The following is a 16,992-nucleotide window of genomic DNA, read 5'->3' as shown; positions in this document are numbered from 1 at the left end:
GGCTGGGCCGCTGCGAGGGAGGCTTGGGGCATGGCGGCGAACGCATGCTGCATGCCGCCAAGCGTCTTGCGGACCTAATGCGCAGCAATGCGAGCCAGCCTGTCCGGGTGCGCGGCATGCCGCGATGGTTTAGCTCCCGTGGGCCTTCACCCGCACAGGGTCGCCGACCCCACACAAATCCCCGCTCCAATGAAAAAAGCCAGCCACCGGCTTGGAGCCTGTGGCTGGCTTTCGACAGCGTCCTGCTTTAGCTGTCCGTCAAGTCGATTAGAACTTGTGACGGATACCGAGGCTGACGATTGCTTGCGAGTTCGAAGCCGAGAACGAGTCGTAGTCAGCAACCGATGCCACTGCGCCCGTGCCCGATGCCTTTTGATAGGCGCCGACCAGGTACAAGTCCGTGCGCTTCGACAGGTTGTAGTCGCCGCCCAGCGAGATCTGGTTATACGATGCCGATTCGCCGTTGCCCGAACCGTGCGTGTACGTGTAGCCCAGACCCAGCAATGCTGCCGGCGTCAGTTGGTAGTTCACGAAGCCTGCGCCGACGTTGTAACGTTCCGTCGAGGTGAACGACGAGAATGCGTCCGGCTTGTACTGTGCGTTGCTGTAACGCAGACCAGCGGTGATCGGTCCGATCACGTACTGAGCGCCGATCGAAGCGATGCCGATCGACTTGGCCGTTTCGTACGGCGTGTTGATCGAGTTGAACGTGCCGTCCGACGTGCCTGCCCAGCCGCCATTGCGACCTGCCTTCGAGTCGGCGTTATCCATGCGGATGTAGCCGGCTGCGATGCTGAACGGACCGTTTGCGTACGTTGCTGCGCCCGACCAGGTTTGACCCGAACCGGTCGAACCAGCGACGCCGCCGAATGCGTACATTGCTTCGAACTGGAAGCCAGCGTACGTGTTCGACGTGTACTTGATGGCGTTGTTCGTACGCGAGCTGTTGTCGTTGTTGTCAACGTCGCTCGGCGTGGTGAACGTGGAGCCCCAGTAGTTGTCAGCCGTGACTGCCTGGACCAGGTCGACGACCGGGTCATACTGGCGGCCGATCGTGACCGTACCGAACTGGTCGCTCTGCAGGCCAACATATGCCTGACGGCCGAATTCGCGGCTGCCTTGGCCCAGCTTGCCGCTGTTCGGATCGAAACCGTTTTCCAACTGGAAGATAGCCTTCAGGCCACCGCCCAGATCTTCCGTACCCTTCAAGCCCCAGCGGTTGCCCTGCAGGTTACCGGATGCGAGAGCGACGGAGCTCTTGTTGCTGCCCGAAACGTTATTGTTGTTGATGTACTGGATCGAATCGTCGAGAACGCCGTACAGGGTGACGCTGCTTTGAGCGTGAGCTGCACCTGCTGCACCCAGCAGTGCCAGCGAGAGGCTAGTCAGTGCGAATTTTTTCATCCATTTCTCCACGCGATGATTGGTTTCGTTGTTGCGGAAAGGAGAATAGCTCAGGGTCTCTTAAGGGTAATACTGAAAAAAAATGAGTGTCTCGTAAACGTGACACCCCCCGAAAACGCTTATGTAGCAAGCACACTAAGTATTATTGCTGATGTAGCAACACTTCATGCCGAAAACTGGATTATTGTTGTTTCGTTGATAGTGGATCGTCCAGTATTCGTCATTCAAGCGTGTATTTGAAAGCTATATGTAATTTTATTGTCTACGGAAAGCCGCGCGACGGACCGAGTTCATACAGGTGTCATGCGTCAAGAAATTGATCTCTGCGCTGGACAGTTCGGTTCGAATGTGGGCGTTCTCCCTGGTTACACGACGCGAAAAAGCTTCAATGCTCGTCATTGCTGGCTGCAACGGCGGATGCGCCGTCGTTGCGGCGGCGACCAGCCACCGTGGTCACCAGCAAGGCCGCGCCGGCAGCCACCAACAGCGATCTCCATGGATTGCGTTTGACGTAGCGGTCCGCCGCCGCGGCTTTGCGGCCCGCTTCCAGCAGCGTCGAAGCGGCCACGCGCGTTGCCTGATCTTCGGCGCGAATCACTTTGCGGCCGATACTGGCCACTGTGCGGACGTCGACCGCGGTCACCGTCGCGCCTCGCCGGGCGGCTTCGGGCTGCTCAGTCCGCGTGCTCGCCTCGCTGGCTGAATTAGCCGAATTGCCTGAATTTCCGACAGTCGTTCCGGTACCGTCGCCGACAGCACTGCCTGTTTCCGCCATCGTCTCGGCCGGTCTGGTCCTGGCCGCGAGATTGCGCGCCGCCAGCGAGGGAATCGTCGAGGCCGCCAGCACCGACGCCAGCTTGGCCCGGCTCCCGGCCGGCGCTTCCTCCAGTTGTCCCCAAGCTCCGCGCGGGTCATGCAGCCTGCCGCGCGCCGCGGCGAACTCCGCACCGAGCAACAGCACGACCGCCGAGAAGTACAGCCACATCAGGAGCACCGCCAGCGAGCCGGCCGCGCCGAACGAATTCGCCATGCCTGCATGCGCTATATAGAGTGCAAAGAGTTTTTTGCCCGCCGAGAACAGCACCGCCGCGACCACGCCGCCCACCAGCGCATCGCGCCAGCGGACCACGGCGTCGGGCAGGAATTTCAGCAGGGCGGCAAAGGCGAAGGCCAGCACCAGCAGTCCTACCAGCAACTGCAGCAGATTGCCGATCACGACATACGGCGAGTTGCCCCACAGCCACTGGCCGATAAAGGTGATGGCGGTGTCGAGTACGAGCGAGACGATCAGCAGGAACGCCACGCCGAGCACGAGCCCAAACGAAATCAGCCGCACCCGCACCAGCGCGATCACGCTCGACGAGCGCGGGCCGGTGAGCGGCCACACCATATTCAGCGCGCTATTCAGGGACGAGAAGGTGGCCGACGCACCGATGGCAAGCAGCGCGAACGAAATGATGGCTGCGATGCCGCCCGCGCTGCCCGCGTGCCGGGCGTTCTGGACGATGGTCTGGACACCCGCGGCGGCTTCGTCGCCGAGCAAGCCGTGGATATGCGCGAACAACTCGCCGCGGGCCGCCTGCGCGCCAAAGAACCAGCCTGCCACGGCGATCACCATGACCAGGGTGGGCGCGAGCGAGAACGCCGCGTAGAACGCGATGCTCGCGGCCATCGCGGCGCAACGGTCTTCAGCGAACTGCCTGAACGCGCCGATCGCCCATGAGGCATGCCGGCGGGCCGCGTGTTGCAGTTTGTCGGCGGATAGCGTGTCGATGTCCATAGGGCCTCTTGACGGAGGGGCGTGCCGCCGGAGGTTGCGCGCGCGGGCCTCGGCGGTACGACGCGCATGCCATCGCGGCGCGCAAACAGTGTGCCTGTCACTATACCAAGGACCGTCTCGAATCAGGGTATGTCCGGTACCGGCTAGGTCCAGGCGGAAGTACTCTATTCAGGTAGCGCCATATACTTTAAGCACTCCCCCACAACACCAAAGCCGAGGGCGACCATGTTGCAAATGTCCCGGCGCCAGTTCCTGAAGGTGACGGCGTCCACGCTGGCCGGATCGAGCTTAGCCCTGCTGGGCTTCTCCCCGGACCCCGCGCTCGCCGAAGTCCGGCAGTACAAACTGGCGCGTACCACTGAAACCCGCAACACCTGCCCGTATTGTTCGGTCGGTTGCGGGATCCTCATGTACGGCCTGGGCGACGGCGCGAAGAACGCCACGGCCAGCATCATTCATATAGAAGGCGATCCGGATCACCCGGTCAACCGCGGCACGCTGTGTCCGAAGGGGGCCAGCCTGATCGACTTCATTCACAGCCCGAGCCGCCTGCAGTACCCCGAGTATCGCGCGGCCGGCGCCAACCAGTGGCAGCGCATTTCGTGGGACGACGCGCTCGACCGGATCGCGAAGCTGATGAAGGCCGACCGCGACGCCAACTTCGTCGAAACCACCGAGGACGGCAAGAAGGTCAACCGCTGGCTGACCACCGGGATGCTGGCCGCCTCCGCCGGCAGCAACGAGGTGGGGTACCTGACGCACAAGACTGTGCGCAGCATGGGGATGCTCGCGTTCGATAACCAGGCGCGTGTCTGACACGGCCCGACGGTGGCAGGTCTTGCCCCGACGTTTGGCCGTGGAGCGATGACGAACCATTGGGTCGACATCAAGAACGCGGACGTGATTCTGGTGATGGGCGGCAACGCCGCCGAAGCGCATCCGTGCGGCTTCAAGTGGGTGACCGAAGCGAAGGCGCACCGCAAGGCGCGCCTGATCGTGGTCGACCCGCGCTTTACGCGCACCGCATCGGTGGCCGACTATTACGCGCCGATTCGCACCGGCACGGACATCCTGTTCCTCGGCGGGGTGATCAACTACCTGCTGACGAACGACAAGATCCAGCACGAGTACGTGAAGAACTACACGGACTTCCCGTTCATCGTGCGCGAGGACTTTGTCTTCAAGGACGGCATCTATTCCGGCTACGACGCGGACAAGCACAGCTATCCGGACAAGGAGAGCTGGGACTACGAGCGCGGCGACGACGGCTTCGTGAAGGTCGACATGACGCTGCAGGACCCGCGCTGCGTCTATAACCTGCTCAGGCAGCATTACTCGCGCTATACGCCCGAGATGGTCGAAAAGACCTGTGGCACGCCTAAAGACAAGTTTCTGAAGGTCTGCGAGATGCTGGCCACCACGGCGGTGCCAGGGCGCGCGGGAACGATCCTGTACGCGCTTGGCTGGACGCACCACTCGGTCGGCGCGCAGATGATCCGCACCGGGGCGATGGTGCAATTGCTGCTCGGCAATATCGGCATCGCCGGCGGCGGCATGAATGCGCTGCGTGGTCACTCGAACATCCAGGGGCTGACCGACCTCGGCTTGATGTCGAACCTGCTGCCGGGCTACATGACGCTGCCGATGGAGGCCGAGCAGGACTACGGCGACTACATCAAGAAACGCGCCACGCAGCAGTTGCGGCCCAACCAGTTGAGCTACTGGAAGAACTACGGCGCGTTTTTCGTGAGCTTCATGAAGGCGTGGTGGGGCGACGCGGCCACCCCCGACAACAACTGGGGCTACGACTATCTGCCCAAGCTCGATAAGTCATACGACTTGCTGCAGGCCATCGAGCTGATGCATCAGGGCAAGATGAACGGCTATATCGCGCAGGGCTTCAATGTGCTGGCGTCCTCGCCGAACAAGGCGAAAACCGTCGCCGCACTGAGCAAGCTGAAATGGCTGGTGGTGATGGACCCGCTCGCCATCGAGACGGCGGACTTCTGGAAGAACCACGGCGACTACAACGACGTGGACGCCTCGAAGATCCAGACCGAAGTGTTCCGGCTACCCACCACGTGTTTCGCGGAAGAGCGCGGCTCGCTGGTGAGTTCGAGCCGGGTGCTGCAATGGCACTGGCAGGGCGCGGACGGCCCCGGCGAAGCGAAGAGCGACCTGGAAATCATGTCGGGGATTTTCCTGCGTATGCGCAAGGCATATCAGGAGCAGGGCGGCAAATACCCGGATCCGATCGTCAAGCTGGCCTGGCCGTACGCGAACCCGCAAAGTCCGACGCCGGAAGAACTGGCGATGGAGTACAACGGCAAGGCGGTCACCGACCTGACCGACCCGAAGGATCCGGCCAAGGTGCTGGTGAAGAAGGGCGAGCAACTGGCCAGTTTTGCACAACTGAAGGACGACGGCTCGACCTCGAGCGGCTGCTGGATCTTCTGCGGCGCGTGGACCCAGGCGGGCAACCAGATGGGGCGGCGCGACAACTCCGACCCGACCGGAATCGGCCAGACGCTCAACTGGGCATGGGCGTGGCCCGTCAACCGGCGGATTCTGTATAACCGGGCGTCCTGCGATCTGAACGGCAAGCCGTTCGATCCCACCCGCAAGCTGATCGGTTGGAACGGCGCCGCCTGGAGCGGAGTGGACGTGCCGGACTTCAAGGTGGATGAGCCGCCGGAAAACGGCATGGGGCCGTTCATCATGAACCCGGAAGGCGTGGCGCGCTTCTTCGCCCGCGACATGATGAACGAAGGGCCATTCCCCGAGCATTACGAGCCGTTTGAAAATCCGCTCGGCTACAACACGCTGCACCCGCAGAACGCGCAGGCAACCAGCAACCCCGCGGCGCGCGTGTTCCCGGACGACCGCGCGGCTTTCGGCAAGGCGGCGGACTTCCCGCATACGGCCACCACCTATCGTCTGACCGAACACTTCCACTTCTGGACCAAGCATGCGCGCCTGAATTCGATTATTCAGCCACAGCAGTTTGTCGAGATTGGCGAAGACCTCGCGAAGGAGGTGGGGGTGGTGGCCGGCGACCGCGTGAAGGTGTCGTCCAATCGCGGCTACCTGATCGCGGTGGCGGTGGTGACCAAGCGGATCAAGCCGCTGATGATCGACGGCAAGAAGGTGCAGACGGTGGGGATTCCGCTGCACTGGGGCTTCAAGGGGCAGACGAAGCCGGGTTACATCACCAATACGCTGACGCCGGTGGTGGGCGACGGGAATTCGCAGACACCGGAATTCAAGTCGTTCCTGGTGAAGGTCGAGAAAGCATAGGGGGCGCGAGATAGAAAATGGCACTTCAATCATTGGATATCAAGCGCCAGTCGGCCACCACCGTGCAGCCGCCGGCTGTGCGCGAGCCGGTGACCGGTACGGTGGCGAAGCTGATCGACGTCAGCAAGTGCATCGGCTGCAAGGCGTGTCAGACGGCGTGCATGGAGTGGAACGACCTGCGTGACGAGGTGGGGATCAACCACGGCGTGTACGACAACCCGATGGATCTGAGCGAGCATTCGTGGACGGTGATGCGTTTCGCCGAGTACGAGAACCCCGACGGCAACCTCGAATGGCTGATCCGCAAGGACGGCTGCATGCACTGCGAGGACCCGGGCTGCCTGAAAGCCTGTCCGTCGCCGGGCGCGATCGTGCAGTACACGAACGGCATCGTCGACTTTCATGAAGAGAACTGCATTGGTTGCGGTTACTGCGTGACCGGCTGCCCGTTCAACGTGCCGCGCATTTCGAAGAAGGACAACCGGGCATACAAATGCACGCTGTGTTCCGACCGGGTGGCGGTGGGTCAGGAACCCGCATGCGTGAAGACCTGCCCGACCGGCGCGATCGTGTTCGGCACCAAGGAAGATATGAAGCAGCATGCGGCGGAGCGCATCGAGGATCTGAAAGAACGCGGCTTCGAGCACGCCGGGCTGTACGACCCGCCGGGTGTGGGCGGCACGCATGTGATGTATGTGCTGCACCACGCGGATCAACCGTCGCTGTATCACGGCTTGCCGGACAATCCGCGGATCAGCCCGATGGTGCGCCTGTGGAAGGGCGTGGCGAAACCGCTGGCGGTGGCGGGCATTGTGCTGGCGGCGCTGTCCGGGTTCTTCCACTACACGCGGGTGGGACCGAACGAGGTGACGGAAGACGAGGAACGGGCTGCGCAGGACGATGCAAAACGCATTCGTGGCGAACGCGAGGAGTAGCGAGATGAAGTCACATGACCCGAATCTGATTGTGCGTTACACGCCGAATGAGCGGACGAATCACTGGATCACGGCGATTGCGTTTGTGTTGCTGGCGTTGTCCGGCCTGGCGCTGTTTCATCCGTCGATGTTCTGGCTGACGGCGCTGTTCGGCGGCGGACAGTGGACACGGATCTTGCACCCATTTGTGGGCGTAGTGATGTTCGTGTCGTTTTTCATTCTTGCGGTGCGGTTCTGGCATCACAACTATCTGGATCGCGACGACGTGCAGTGGTTGCGGCAGATTGACGATGTGCTCGCCAATCGCGAGGAGAATTTGCCGGAGATCGGGCGGTATAACGCCGGGCAGAAGCTGCTATTCTTTACGATGGTCGCTTGTCTCTTGTTACTGCTCTGCAGCGGGGTAGTGATCTGGCGGCGGTATTTTTCTTTTTACTTTCCTGTTGAGGTGATTCGCTTCGCGGCTGTCGTTCATGCCGTGGCTGCGTTTGTTCTTATTGTTGGGATTGTTGTGCATGTCTATGCTGCGATCTGGATCAAGGGGTCGGTTGGGGCGATGGTGAGGGGTACCGTTAGTCTTGGGTGGGCCAGGAAGCATCATCCCAAGTGGTTTCGGGAGAGTGTTAAATAATTGGGTTTTTTGCCTGCGGCGCTTGTTGTTGTTGTTGTTGTTGTTCTTGCGGTGTTGGCCTTTCCTTGTATTCTTAGTGGTCTATTTGCGTTGCCCCTGTGCGGGGCGGCACTTACTTTCTTTGCCGCCGCAAAGAAAGTAAGCAAAGAAAGCGGGCTGACAACCGCCAGCCTGTAGGTGTCCGCCACTCAGGCCACCGCGGAGTGGTCCGCACGAGGACCTGCCCTCGCGCTGCTCCTGTTAGTGACACAGGGCTCATTCATCCCGCCAGCGCACTGCGTGCGCGGCGGATGGGTCTGGTAGTGGTGGGATGCCGGGTCTGGCTGGTGGTGGCAGGGCGCTAAGTGTTTGGATATCTAAGTATGAATGTTACGAAACGAGCGTATGGAGAAGGAGTTATGCCATTCGGTGGGGCGCGAAGCGCGACGCTGGAACGGATGAGTGCTTTGTCACTCAGTTGAGTGGTGCAAGGGCCGGTCTTCGTGCGGACCATTCCGTGTTGACCTGAGTGGTGGACACCTACAGGCTAGCGGTTGTCAGCCCGCTTTCTTTTGCCTACTTTTCTTTGCGGCGGCAAAGAAAAGTAGGTGCCGCCCCGCACAGGGGCAACGCAAATAGACCACTAAGAATGCAAGGAAAGGCCAACACCGCAGGAACAACAAGCACCGCAGGCAAGAAAACCGCTAGGACAACAAGGAAAGGCCAACGCCATAGGCAAACCCCCAAAGAGGCCGCCGCAGGCAAACAACCAAGCCGCCGGCAAGGCAAAAAAGCTAAATTAGCTCGACTAACCCGAGCGTGCGCAGCATAGAAGGAGGCCCATGGTGACTCAAAAAATCCTGGACCCATCGCAGATTGAAGCCCTGGACCACTCGGCGATCCCACGTATCCGCCTGCCCGAACGGGCGGCGATCTTCGCCACGCGCGCAGCGCGCCTGAAACAACTGGCGGCCACGAGCCCCATAGGCGGCTACGTCAGACTCATGTCGACCGTAGCTGCGGCGCAGCATCAACTGCTGGAAACCTTCGTAGCAAAAATGCCGTCGCAAGAAGCGCTTGCTAACGCTCAGCAACACTCCATGCCGCTGATCCCGGCACTCTCCCCTGAGCGAGATCCGGCGTGGCGTGAGATTCTCCACCGCCTGCTCGATAAGGTCGAAGCCGCCGGCGCCGTTACCCCTGTTCTCGGCAAAGTCCTCGATACCCTCCGTCTGAAGTCATCGGACGAACTCGATGCCCAGGCGGACGCCGTCCTCGCCCACCGCTACAGCGAAATCGATCCGGCCGCCGCACCGTTTATCATGGCGGCGCTCCAGGTCGTCTGGACCGATCTTGCGAGCCGGCTCGATGCGCGTGAGGTTCCGTATCTCGACACGCCCGGTGTTTGCCCCGTCTGCGGCGCGCTGCCGGTGGCCAGCATCGTGCGCGTGGGTGGGCAGTATCAGGGTTATCGTTATCTGCAATGCGGTCTGTGCGCCAACGAATGGCATGTGGTTCGCGCCAAGTGCTCGAACTGCGATTCGACCAAAGGCATTGCCTATCATGGCATCGATGGCGGCAACGAAGCGCTCAAGGCCGAGTCCTGCGATGAATGTTATACGTATCGCAAGATCGGCTATCAGGAGAAAGATTTCGAGTTCGAACCGCTCGCCGATGACCTCGCGAGCCTCACGCTCGATCTGTTAATGAACGAAGCAGGCTATCAGCGCAGCGGTCCCAATCCGCTGCTGTGGCCCGAAGTACCGTCGGACGCATAAGCAGGAGAAATACGGGGTGAGTGAAGTGCAGGGGAATCCGCTAAACACGCTGCTGGCACGTGTGCCCGCCGTCGAGCGCGTCATGTCGTGCGCGGCCGTGCAGCCGTTGCTCGCGCAATATGGCCGCACCCAGGTTCTGGCCGCCGTGCGCGCGACGCTCGACTCGCTGCGCCGCGATCTGCAAAGAGGAGCACGCCCTGACGAGTCCGGCGCGCAAGGGCATGCCACGGCCGCGAGCGTGCCTCACGAGGCGCGTGAGGCCGTGGACCACGCGCCTGCGGCTTCGCGCGCCGGCTTGCCGTTAGCGTCCGCGTGCGACGAAAGCCAGGTTGCCGGGCGCGCCGCCGTGCTGCTGGCGCAACGCGAACAAAGTCATCTGCGCAGCGTATTCAATCTCACGGGCACTGTACTGCACACCAACCTCGGCCGTGCACTGTTGCCCGACGAAGCCGTGCGCGCAGTCGTCGACGCGCTGACGAACCCGATGAATCTTGAGTTCGATCTCGCGACCGGCAGCCGCGGCGACCGCGACGATCTGATCGAAGGGATCGTCTGCGAACTGACCGGCGCGGAAGCGGCTACTGTAGTGAATAACAACGCTGCGGCTGTGCTGCTGACGCTGTCGGCGCTCGCGTCGAAGAAGGAAGTGATCGTGTCGCGCGGTGAACTGGTCGAGATCGGCGGATCGTTTCGCATTCCAGACATCATGTCGCGGGCGGGCGCCCGTCTGCACGAAATCGGCACCACCAACCGTACGCACCTAAAGGACTACGAAGAAGCGATCGGGCCGCGAACCGCGATGTTGATGAAAGTCCACTGCAGCAACTATGCAATCAGCGGCTTCACGAAGGCGGTCGAGCTCGATGAACTCGTGCCGTTGGCGCGACGTCATGGCTTGCCGGTTGCAGTCGATCTCGGCAGCGGCACACTGGTCGATCTTACGCAGTGGGGTTTGACGGGCGAGCCGACCGTAGGCGAGAACGTCGCCGCGGGCGCCGATCTCGTCACCTTCAGTTGTGACAAACTTCTTGGCGGTCCGCAAGCGGGGCTGATCGTCGGACGAGCTGATTTGATCCGCAAAATCAAGAAGCATCCGCTCAAACGCGCACTGCGCGTCGGCAAGCTTACGCTTGCGGCGCTCGAACCGGTCCTGCGTCTTTACCAGGCGCCCGAGTTTCTGCGCGAACGCCTGACGACGTTGCGTCTGCTCACCCGGCCCGCAGCCGAAATGCGTGGTTTTGCCGAGCGCGCGCTGCCTGTTCTGGAGCGTGCGCTCGGGGACAGTTTCACCGTCAGCGCCGAACCGATGTTCAGCCAGATCGGCAGTGGGGCGTTGCCGGTCGAACAACTGCCGAGCTACGGGCTGGTGGTGCGTCATGCAACCGGCAAGCGGAGCGGCCGGGCGTTGATGAAGCTCGAGAGAGCGTTGCGTGAATTGCCGCGTCCGGTGATCGGCCGCATCGCGGACGATGCCTTGCGGCTCGACCTGCGCTGCCTCGAAGCCAACGATGAGGCTGCCTTCCTCGCGCAATGTGAGGTGTTGCACGCATGATCGTTGGTACGGCTGGGCATATCGATCACGGCAAGACGACTCTCGTGCGGGCGCTGACGGGTGTCGATACGGACCGGCTCAAGGAAGAAAAGGCCCGGGGCATTTCGATCGAACTCGGCTATGCGTATACGCAGTTAGAGAACGGCGACGTACTCGGCATGATCGACGTGCCGGGTCACGAGAAGCTGGTGCATACGATGGCCGCAGGTGCGTGCGGAATCGACTTCGCGCTGCTCGTGATCGCCGCGGACGACGGCGTGATGCCGCAAACGCGCGAGCATCTGGCGATCCTGCAACTGCTCGGCGTGACACATGGCGCGGTGGCGTTGACCAAAGCCGACCGCGTCGACGCGCCGCGCCTCGCACAGGTGCGCGCCGAGATTGAGGCGTGGCTGGCGGCAACGCCGCTAGCGGAGGCGCCGCTGTTCGAAACCAACGCCACGCAGCCGGGCGATACGGGTGTGGCGCAGCTCAAGGCCTGCTTGCACGAAGCCGCGATGAGCTGGCATGCGCGCCGCGACGACGGCTTGTTTCGTCTCGCGATCGATCGTGTGTTCACGCTGGCCGGGCAAGGCACGATCGTAACCGGCACCGTGTTCGCCGGGCGCGTGAGCGTCGGCGATACATTGCGGCTAGCGCCGGCCGCGACGCCGGTACGCGTGCGCAGCATTCACGCGCAGAATCGCGCAGCCGAGACGGGCCACGCCGGCGAGCGCTGTGCACTGAACCTCGCGGGCATCGACAAGGACGCGATCGCGCGTGGCGACTGGATTGTCGATGAGCGGCTTGCCGAGCCGTCGGAACGGCTCGATGTCGAACTCACGCTGTTAGCCGATGCTGGGCTCACGCTGCAGCATTGGACGCCGTTGCATGTGCATCTCGGCACGACGCATCGGGTCGCGCACGTGGCGCTGCTGGAGGGCGACACCTTGCCTGCAGGGGCGGCCGCGCGCGTGCAGCTCGTGTTCGATGAGCCGGTCTGCGCGTTACCCGGCGATCGCTTCATCGTGCGCAATGCGCAGGCGAGCCGTACCGTCGGCGGTGGCCGTGTCCTCGATCCGTTCGGTCCGGCACGCAAGCGCCGCACGCCGGAGCGGCGCGCGTGGCTCGATGCGCTGCGGGCGTGGCTCGACCAGGGCACCATCGAGCCGCTGCTCGAACAGGCGCCGCGCGGCATGCTGCGCTCGACGCTGATGCATCTGACGGGCCTGCCTGCAGCGTTGCTGAGCCTGCCCGGTACGGCGCTAGCCATTCCTCTGCGCAGCAAGGCTGGCGACGATGCGGTCATCCTCCTGCGGCGTCACTGGGACCGGCTTGCGGCGCAAATGATGCGCGTCTTGCAGCAGTTTCATGAGCGCATGCCCGACGAGCAAGGCCCCGACGCCGCGCGCTTGCGGCGCATGGCGGCGCCGTTGCTGGCCGAGGGCGTGTGGCGCGCCTTGATTGACTCACTGGTGGCGCAGGGTACGGTGGTGAGGAGCGGTGCGTGGTTGCATTTGCCGGAGCATACGGTGTCGCTCGACGCGAGCGAGGAGGCGCTGGCCGCTGCGCTGTTACCCTTGATTGCTCAAGGCCGCTTCGATCCGCCCTGGGTGCGCGATCTGGCGAGCGCGACGCAAGCGCCCGAAGACAAGGTGCGGCGGCTCTTGCGCAAGCTGGCGCGCCAAGGCGCTGTCTATCAGGTGGTGCGGGATCTGTTCTATCACCCGGACACGGTGCGCGAGCTGGCGCGTCTGGTGACCGCGCTCGCGCAGGAGCAGGGCGGGATGCTGGGCGCATCGGCGTTCCGCGATGCGAGCGGTCTGGGCCGCAAGCGCGCGATCCAGATTTTAGAGTTCTTCGATCGCGTTGGGTATACTCGCTTTCAGCGCGATCTTCGCTTCGTGCGCCCTGATAGTCGCTTGCTTGAGGGGCTTTGAACACATCCTCGCTGCATCCGCTTCTCAATTCTCAAGAAGGAAGGCATTCGCATCCGGTGGTGCGGCTGGGCTTCAAACCCAGTAGGGGGTGTCAGATACTCTCTGGTCGGTTCGACTCCGGCTGCCTTCCGCCATAGGGCTTCTTGGCAATTCCGCATCCAGTTTCCCCCTCCGATTATTTTTCCGCAAATATTGTTCTTTTCCGCAAAAATCAGATTCTCGACTAGTTAGACGCGCCACCGAAGCGGGCTGATTGATGTGCGCCAGCGCCGTCGGCTTTGCTGAGCGCATCGGATAAGAAAACATTCATCACGAACGTACCGCGATGACGACCTTTCCGAAGGCACCTCGCTCGAGGTGGGCAAAGGCATCTCTGACTTCTCCATACAGGTAAGCTTGTTCGATGATTGGTTTGATCCGATATTTATCGATTGCGCAGCTTAGTTCTTCAAGGGCCTCCCGACTGCCAACCGATACGCCTGTGACCCTTGCCCTTCTCAGCATCAGCGGCAGCGCGCTGAGACGAAGTTCGGGGTCAGTCAGGAAGCCGACCTGCGTGATTTGTCCACCATCCGCCAATGCTTCGACGGACCGACGTATGTTGTCGCCGCCGACCAGTTCTAGCACGTGATCCGCACCATTACCTTCCGTCAAGTCCAGCACACTGGACGCCCAATTGGGTACGCGCGTGGTATTGATTCCGGCCCACGCTCCCAATGCCTTGACCCTTTGCAACTTTTCATCATCCCGGGAAGTAACGATGACCCGCGCTCCCAGAGCCATGGCGATCTGCATGCCAAATAACGCAACACCGCCGGTTCCTTGAACCACCACAGTCTGTCCTGTGCGAAGTCTGCCCGCTTTCACGAGGGCGACCCAAGCCGTCAATCCCGCAACGGGCAGTGTCGACGCTTCTATGTCGGATAGAGATGCGGGCGTCCGTACTGCGACAGCTTGCGGTAAGACCACATACTCCGCCAGCATTCCCGGTAACGGTCCCCCTAGCGAGAGCCCGTGGTTACGTATTTCCCTCGGGGGGGCGCCCGCAATCCATTGCGTCCAGAAATTTCCCATTACACGATCACCGATCCTGAAGCGTTCGACATCCGGTCCGATCGATACAATTTCGCCGGCCATATCGGACGCGGGAACAAACGGCATCGTTGGCAAATCAATCAACAGCTTGCCTTCGGCCACCAGCTTGTCGCGGTAGTTCAATGAAACGGCCGCTACCCGCACCACCACCTCGCCAGCACCAGCTAATGGAATAGGCCGTTCCGCCAACTCGAGTCGATCGAGTCCGAACGCAGGAAATTGCCATACCTTCATTGTTTTCATCATCGCGAGCACACTTTCCGTACCTGCTCTCATATCACGCTTGCCGCGAGGGCATGCCGCTCGAATGCACTACTAATCGCGACCCTGCCAAGGACTGCGCTGTTGCTGCGGTCGCGTTTCTCTGGCCAAATAACCGATCAGAGCGGCCCAGTGGGTGTGCACGGCGGATTGAGTTGATGATCAACCATAAGATCAAGTCGAACGATCACCCATCCTGAAGCCAGGCGTCGGAAAGAAAGGTAGTAGCGCCCAGTGGCGAGGAGGTCAACGCGCCCGTCTGTCAGGAACGCGTCACGCGTCTCAACGAAATTGACTGCCGCTGTGGCCCGATCACCGTCGATCTCGATCAATGGCGTCACGAGGTCGTGGCGTGTCGTGCTCCCCGGGCTATTGATAGTTGCACCGAATAGATCGACGGCGAAGCGCGCCAGTTGAGAGTTCCCACGAACGACACAAATCGGATTGTTGTATTCCGGCTTGCCGCCATTCCACAAATGTTCCATCCATGCACCGTCCGCGTCGAACAGGCGGGTAAATCGATCGACGCGACTCGCCTGAGATTCACCGGGAACGTCCGCATCCAGGATCGAGACATATTGTGCAAGGACGCGTTGTATTGCGATCGTGTCGGCGGCATTCGAGAGGTTTGTTGCTTGTCCTGTATCCACCTGGTCCTGCAGGCTTTGTGCCGCAGCAACATGGGAGACGACAAGTAGCACGATAACGTTGAGCAGCCGACTGGCAAAGAAGCGATTCCGTTTCATGGAGGAGATTTCCGTTGGAAAGGAACTTTGGCAAATTGAATGATCACGTCGTCTCGACGTACTGGTATCGAACGCAAAGGGGTCATGGAAGCGAAGCACGCAGTAGCCAAGCCGCAGTGCGGTGAGTTATGTGGTGCGACGTGCGAGCGCCATCGCTCCGCACCCCGCGATTAACCCTACCGTACAGATGCCGGGCCAGCCCGCATGAGCCCAGGCGAGGTTGCCCACTTCCGCCCCTACTGCCACACCGAACATTGCACCGGTTATCAGAATGCCGTTAAGGCGGCTTCGGGCCCCTGGATCGAGCGTATTGACGATTGTCTGGTGAGAGACCAGCGCCGCCATCACCCCGAGATCGAACACGATCGCGCCTATCGCGAGCGAGATGGTCGAACCCGCGAAAACCCACATGCCGGCGAACGCTAGGGCTACCAAAAGGCAACCCAGACGGATTGCGGGGACCGGCCCCGCGCGATCTGCGAACCGGCCGAAGAATGGGGCGGCCAACGCTCCAGCCGCACCTGCCACGCCATACGCCCCTGCTAAGCCGGCACCCTGATGATAGGGAGGCGCAGCAAGTACGAGGGCAAGTGTTGACCAGAAGGCGCCGAGCGAGGTAGCGAGGAGCGCCTGTGTACATACTGCCCGGCGCAGCGACGCGTGCTTCAGCCAAAGCTTGAGGAGGCTTGCCATCAAATTGGCGTAACGTCCGTCGGCGCTGGCAGGCAAGTTGGGAAGAAAACGCCAGACGGCCAGCACAACCAGCCCTTCCAGTCCCGCAGCCACTGCGTAGATCGCACGCCATCCGAAGGCCTCGGCAACGAGCCCGCCGAGAGTCCGTGAGAGGAGGATGCCGGTGAGTAGTCCTGTCGTAATCGTGCCGACGATGCGGCCGCGATGTGCTTCGGGCGCAAGGTGTGCGGCGACAGGGATGAAATCTTGCCCGACGCTGCCAAGTAGGCCGATCGCGGTACTCGTGGCGAGCAGCGCCGGGAAATTTGGCGAAAATGTCGCCGCGAGGAGCGCCAGGATAAGCAACACGCCTTTGCCGACGATGAGCGAGCGGCGATTCAGCATGTCGCCCAATGGGGCGAGCAACAGCATCCCCATGGCATAGCCGACTTGCGTCATGGTCGGCGCCCAGCCTATGAGGTTCGCCGGGACGCTGAAACTCTGCTGGACGAGGCCGAGAATGGGCTGGATGTAATAAACATTCGCCACGCCGATTCCCGTTCCGATCGCCAGCAGCAGAACCAGACTTCGCGATAGTGGCTCGTGGCTTACGGACAATGCAGCAGGTGTCGTCAAGGTGCGCGCTCCTTGTTTGTCAATGAAGCGAGGAAGGCCAACGATATGGCGTCGCGCGATGCCTATTTCCTGTTCGGCCAGTCGGCAACTTTCGGAAAAACCACATGGGGCACCTCGCACGACATTCGCCACCGAGAGAGTGACGTAATATGATCGCATATAATTATATCTCATGAGATATATTTTTGTGATGCTCGCCGAGTTGGATGTGGTCGTAGCTCTTAGATGTTGGAATCAATCGCCAATTGGTCTAGTTATTAACGATTCATTACGCATAGATCGGCGAAATATTTCGTTGGCATGAACA

At 61.4% G+C, this 16,992-nt stretch carries 12 protein-coding genes and 1 tRNA gene; 8 read left to right on the top strand and 5 right to left on the bottom strand.

Features of this window, described 5'->3' with window-relative positions:
• Positions 1-267 precede the first annotated feature (267 nt).
• The gene (locus AC1ECK_RS28725) at positions 268-1,404 is read right to left on the bottom strand and encodes a porin (protein ID WP_480325260.1); all 1,137 of its coding nucleotides are present in this window, start codon (positions 1,402-1,404) and stop codon (positions 268-270) included.
• 385 nt (positions 1,405-1,789) lie between these two features.
• Positions 1,790-3,184: a YhjD/YihY/BrkB family envelope integrity protein gene (locus AC1ECK_RS28720; protein ID WP_480325258.1), complete on the bottom strand. Its 1,395-nt coding sequence runs from the start codon at positions 3,182-3,184 to the stop codon at positions 1,790-1,792.
• A 225-nt stretch (positions 3,185-3,409) separates the two neighbouring features.
• Here AC1ECK_RS28720 and fdnG point away from each other — a divergent pair, with 225 nt between their 5' ends.
• The 8 genes from fdnG (at position 3,410) to AC1ECK_RS28680 (ending at position 13,409) form a co-directional block, all read left to right on the top strand.
• On the top strand, positions 3,410-6,481 hold the full coding sequence (fdnG, locus tag AC1ECK_RS28715) for a formate dehydrogenase-N subunit alpha (protein WP_480325256.1): 3,072 nt from the start codon (positions 3,410-3,412) through the stop codon (positions 6,479-6,481).
• A 17-nt stretch (positions 6,482-6,498) separates the two neighbouring features.
• Entirely contained in the window at positions 6,499-7,416 is a 918-nt protein-coding gene (gene fdxH, locus AC1ECK_RS28710; protein ID WP_480325254.1) for a formate dehydrogenase subunit beta, read from the top strand.
• Positions 7,417-7,420: 4 nt separating this feature from the next.
• Positions 7,421-8,047, top strand: a complete 627-nt coding sequence (locus tag AC1ECK_RS28705) for a formate dehydrogenase subunit gamma (RefSeq protein WP_480325253.1) — start codon at positions 7,421-7,423, stop codon at positions 8,045-8,047.
• A complete protein-coding gene (locus AC1ECK_RS28700; RefSeq protein WP_480325251.1) occupies positions 8,048-8,224 on the top strand; it encodes a hypothetical protein in 177 nt (58 codons plus the stop codon).
• Between the two features lie 647 nt (positions 8,225-8,871).
• Positions 8,872-9,804, top strand: a complete 933-nt coding sequence (gene fdhE, locus AC1ECK_RS28695) for a formate dehydrogenase accessory protein FdhE (protein ID WP_480325409.1) — start codon at positions 8,872-8,874, stop codon at positions 9,802-9,804.
• 16 nt (positions 9,805-9,820) lie between these two features.
• Complete coding sequence (selA, locus tag AC1ECK_RS28690; protein WP_480325249.1) at positions 9,821-11,356, top strand: L-seryl-tRNA(Sec) selenium transferase; 1,536 nt, start codon at positions 9,821-9,823, stop codon at positions 11,354-11,356.
• Complete coding sequence (selB, locus tag AC1ECK_RS28685) at positions 11,353-13,275, top strand: selenocysteine-specific translation elongation factor (RefSeq protein ID WP_480325247.1); 1,923 nt, start codon at positions 11,353-11,355, stop codon at positions 13,273-13,275. The genes selA and selB overlap by 4 nt, the downstream gene beginning before the upstream one ends.
• 38 nt (positions 13,276-13,313) lie before the next feature.
• Positions 13,314-13,409: transfer RNA gene (locus AC1ECK_RS28680), tRNA-Sec, on the top strand.
• Positions 13,410-13,584: 175 nt separating this feature from the next.
• Here AC1ECK_RS28680 and AC1ECK_RS28675 read toward each other — a convergent pair.
• The 3 genes from AC1ECK_RS28675 to AC1ECK_RS28665 form a co-directional block, all read right to left on the bottom strand.
• Positions 13,585-14,616 (bottom strand): zinc-dependent alcohol dehydrogenase family protein, encoded by a 1,032-nt coding sequence (locus AC1ECK_RS28675; RefSeq protein WP_480325407.1) that lies wholly within the window; start codon positions 14,614-14,616, stop codon positions 13,585-13,587.
• A gap of 134 nt (positions 14,617-14,750) precedes the next feature.
• Positions 14,751-15,377 carry a nuclear transport factor 2 family protein gene (locus AC1ECK_RS28670; protein WP_480325245.1) on the bottom strand — a complete coding sequence of 209 codons (627 nt, stop codon included), beginning with the start codon at positions 15,375-15,377 and terminating at the stop codon, positions 14,751-14,753.
• A 126-nt stretch (positions 15,378-15,503) separates the two neighbouring features.
• A complete protein-coding gene (locus tag AC1ECK_RS28665; RefSeq protein WP_480325243.1) occupies positions 15,504-16,685 on the bottom strand; it encodes an MFS transporter in 1,182 nt (393 codons plus the stop codon).
• Positions 16,686-16,992: the final 307 nt, after the last annotated feature.

It is taken from the genome of Paraburkholderia sp. SSBN10T (assembly GCF_056619545.1).
The sequence above is the reverse complement of the archived record's forward strand: the minus strand, read 5'-3'. Positions and strand labels throughout refer to the sequence as shown.

Bases quoted from the DNA above. Each gene is read 5' to 3' on its own strand.
- AC1ECK_RS28725 (WP_480325260.1), bottom strand. From the start codon at position 1,404: ATGAAAAAATTCGCACTGACTAGCCTCTCGCTGGCACTGCTGGGTGCA.
- AC1ECK_RS28720 (WP_480325258.1), bottom strand. From the start codon at position 3,184: ATGGACATCGACACGCTATCCGCCGACAAACTGCAACACGCGGCCCGC.
- fdxH (WP_480325254.1), top strand. From the start codon at position 6,499: ATGGCACTTCAATCATTGGATATCAAGCGCCAGTCGGCCACCACCGTG.
- AC1ECK_RS28705 (WP_480325253.1), top strand. From the start codon at position 7,421: ATGAAGTCACATGACCCGAATCTGATTGTGCGTTACACGCCGAATGAG.
- selB (WP_480325247.1), top strand. From the start codon at position 11,353: ATGATCGTTGGTACGGCTGGGCATATCGATCACGGCAAGACGACTCTC.
- AC1ECK_RS28675 (WP_480325407.1), bottom strand. From the start codon at position 14,616: ATGATGAAAACAATGAAGGTATGGCAATTTCCTGCGTTCGGACTCGAT.
- AC1ECK_RS28670 (WP_480325245.1), bottom strand. From the start codon at position 15,377: ATGAAACGGAATCGCTTCTTTGCCAGTCGGCTGCTCAACGTTATCGTG.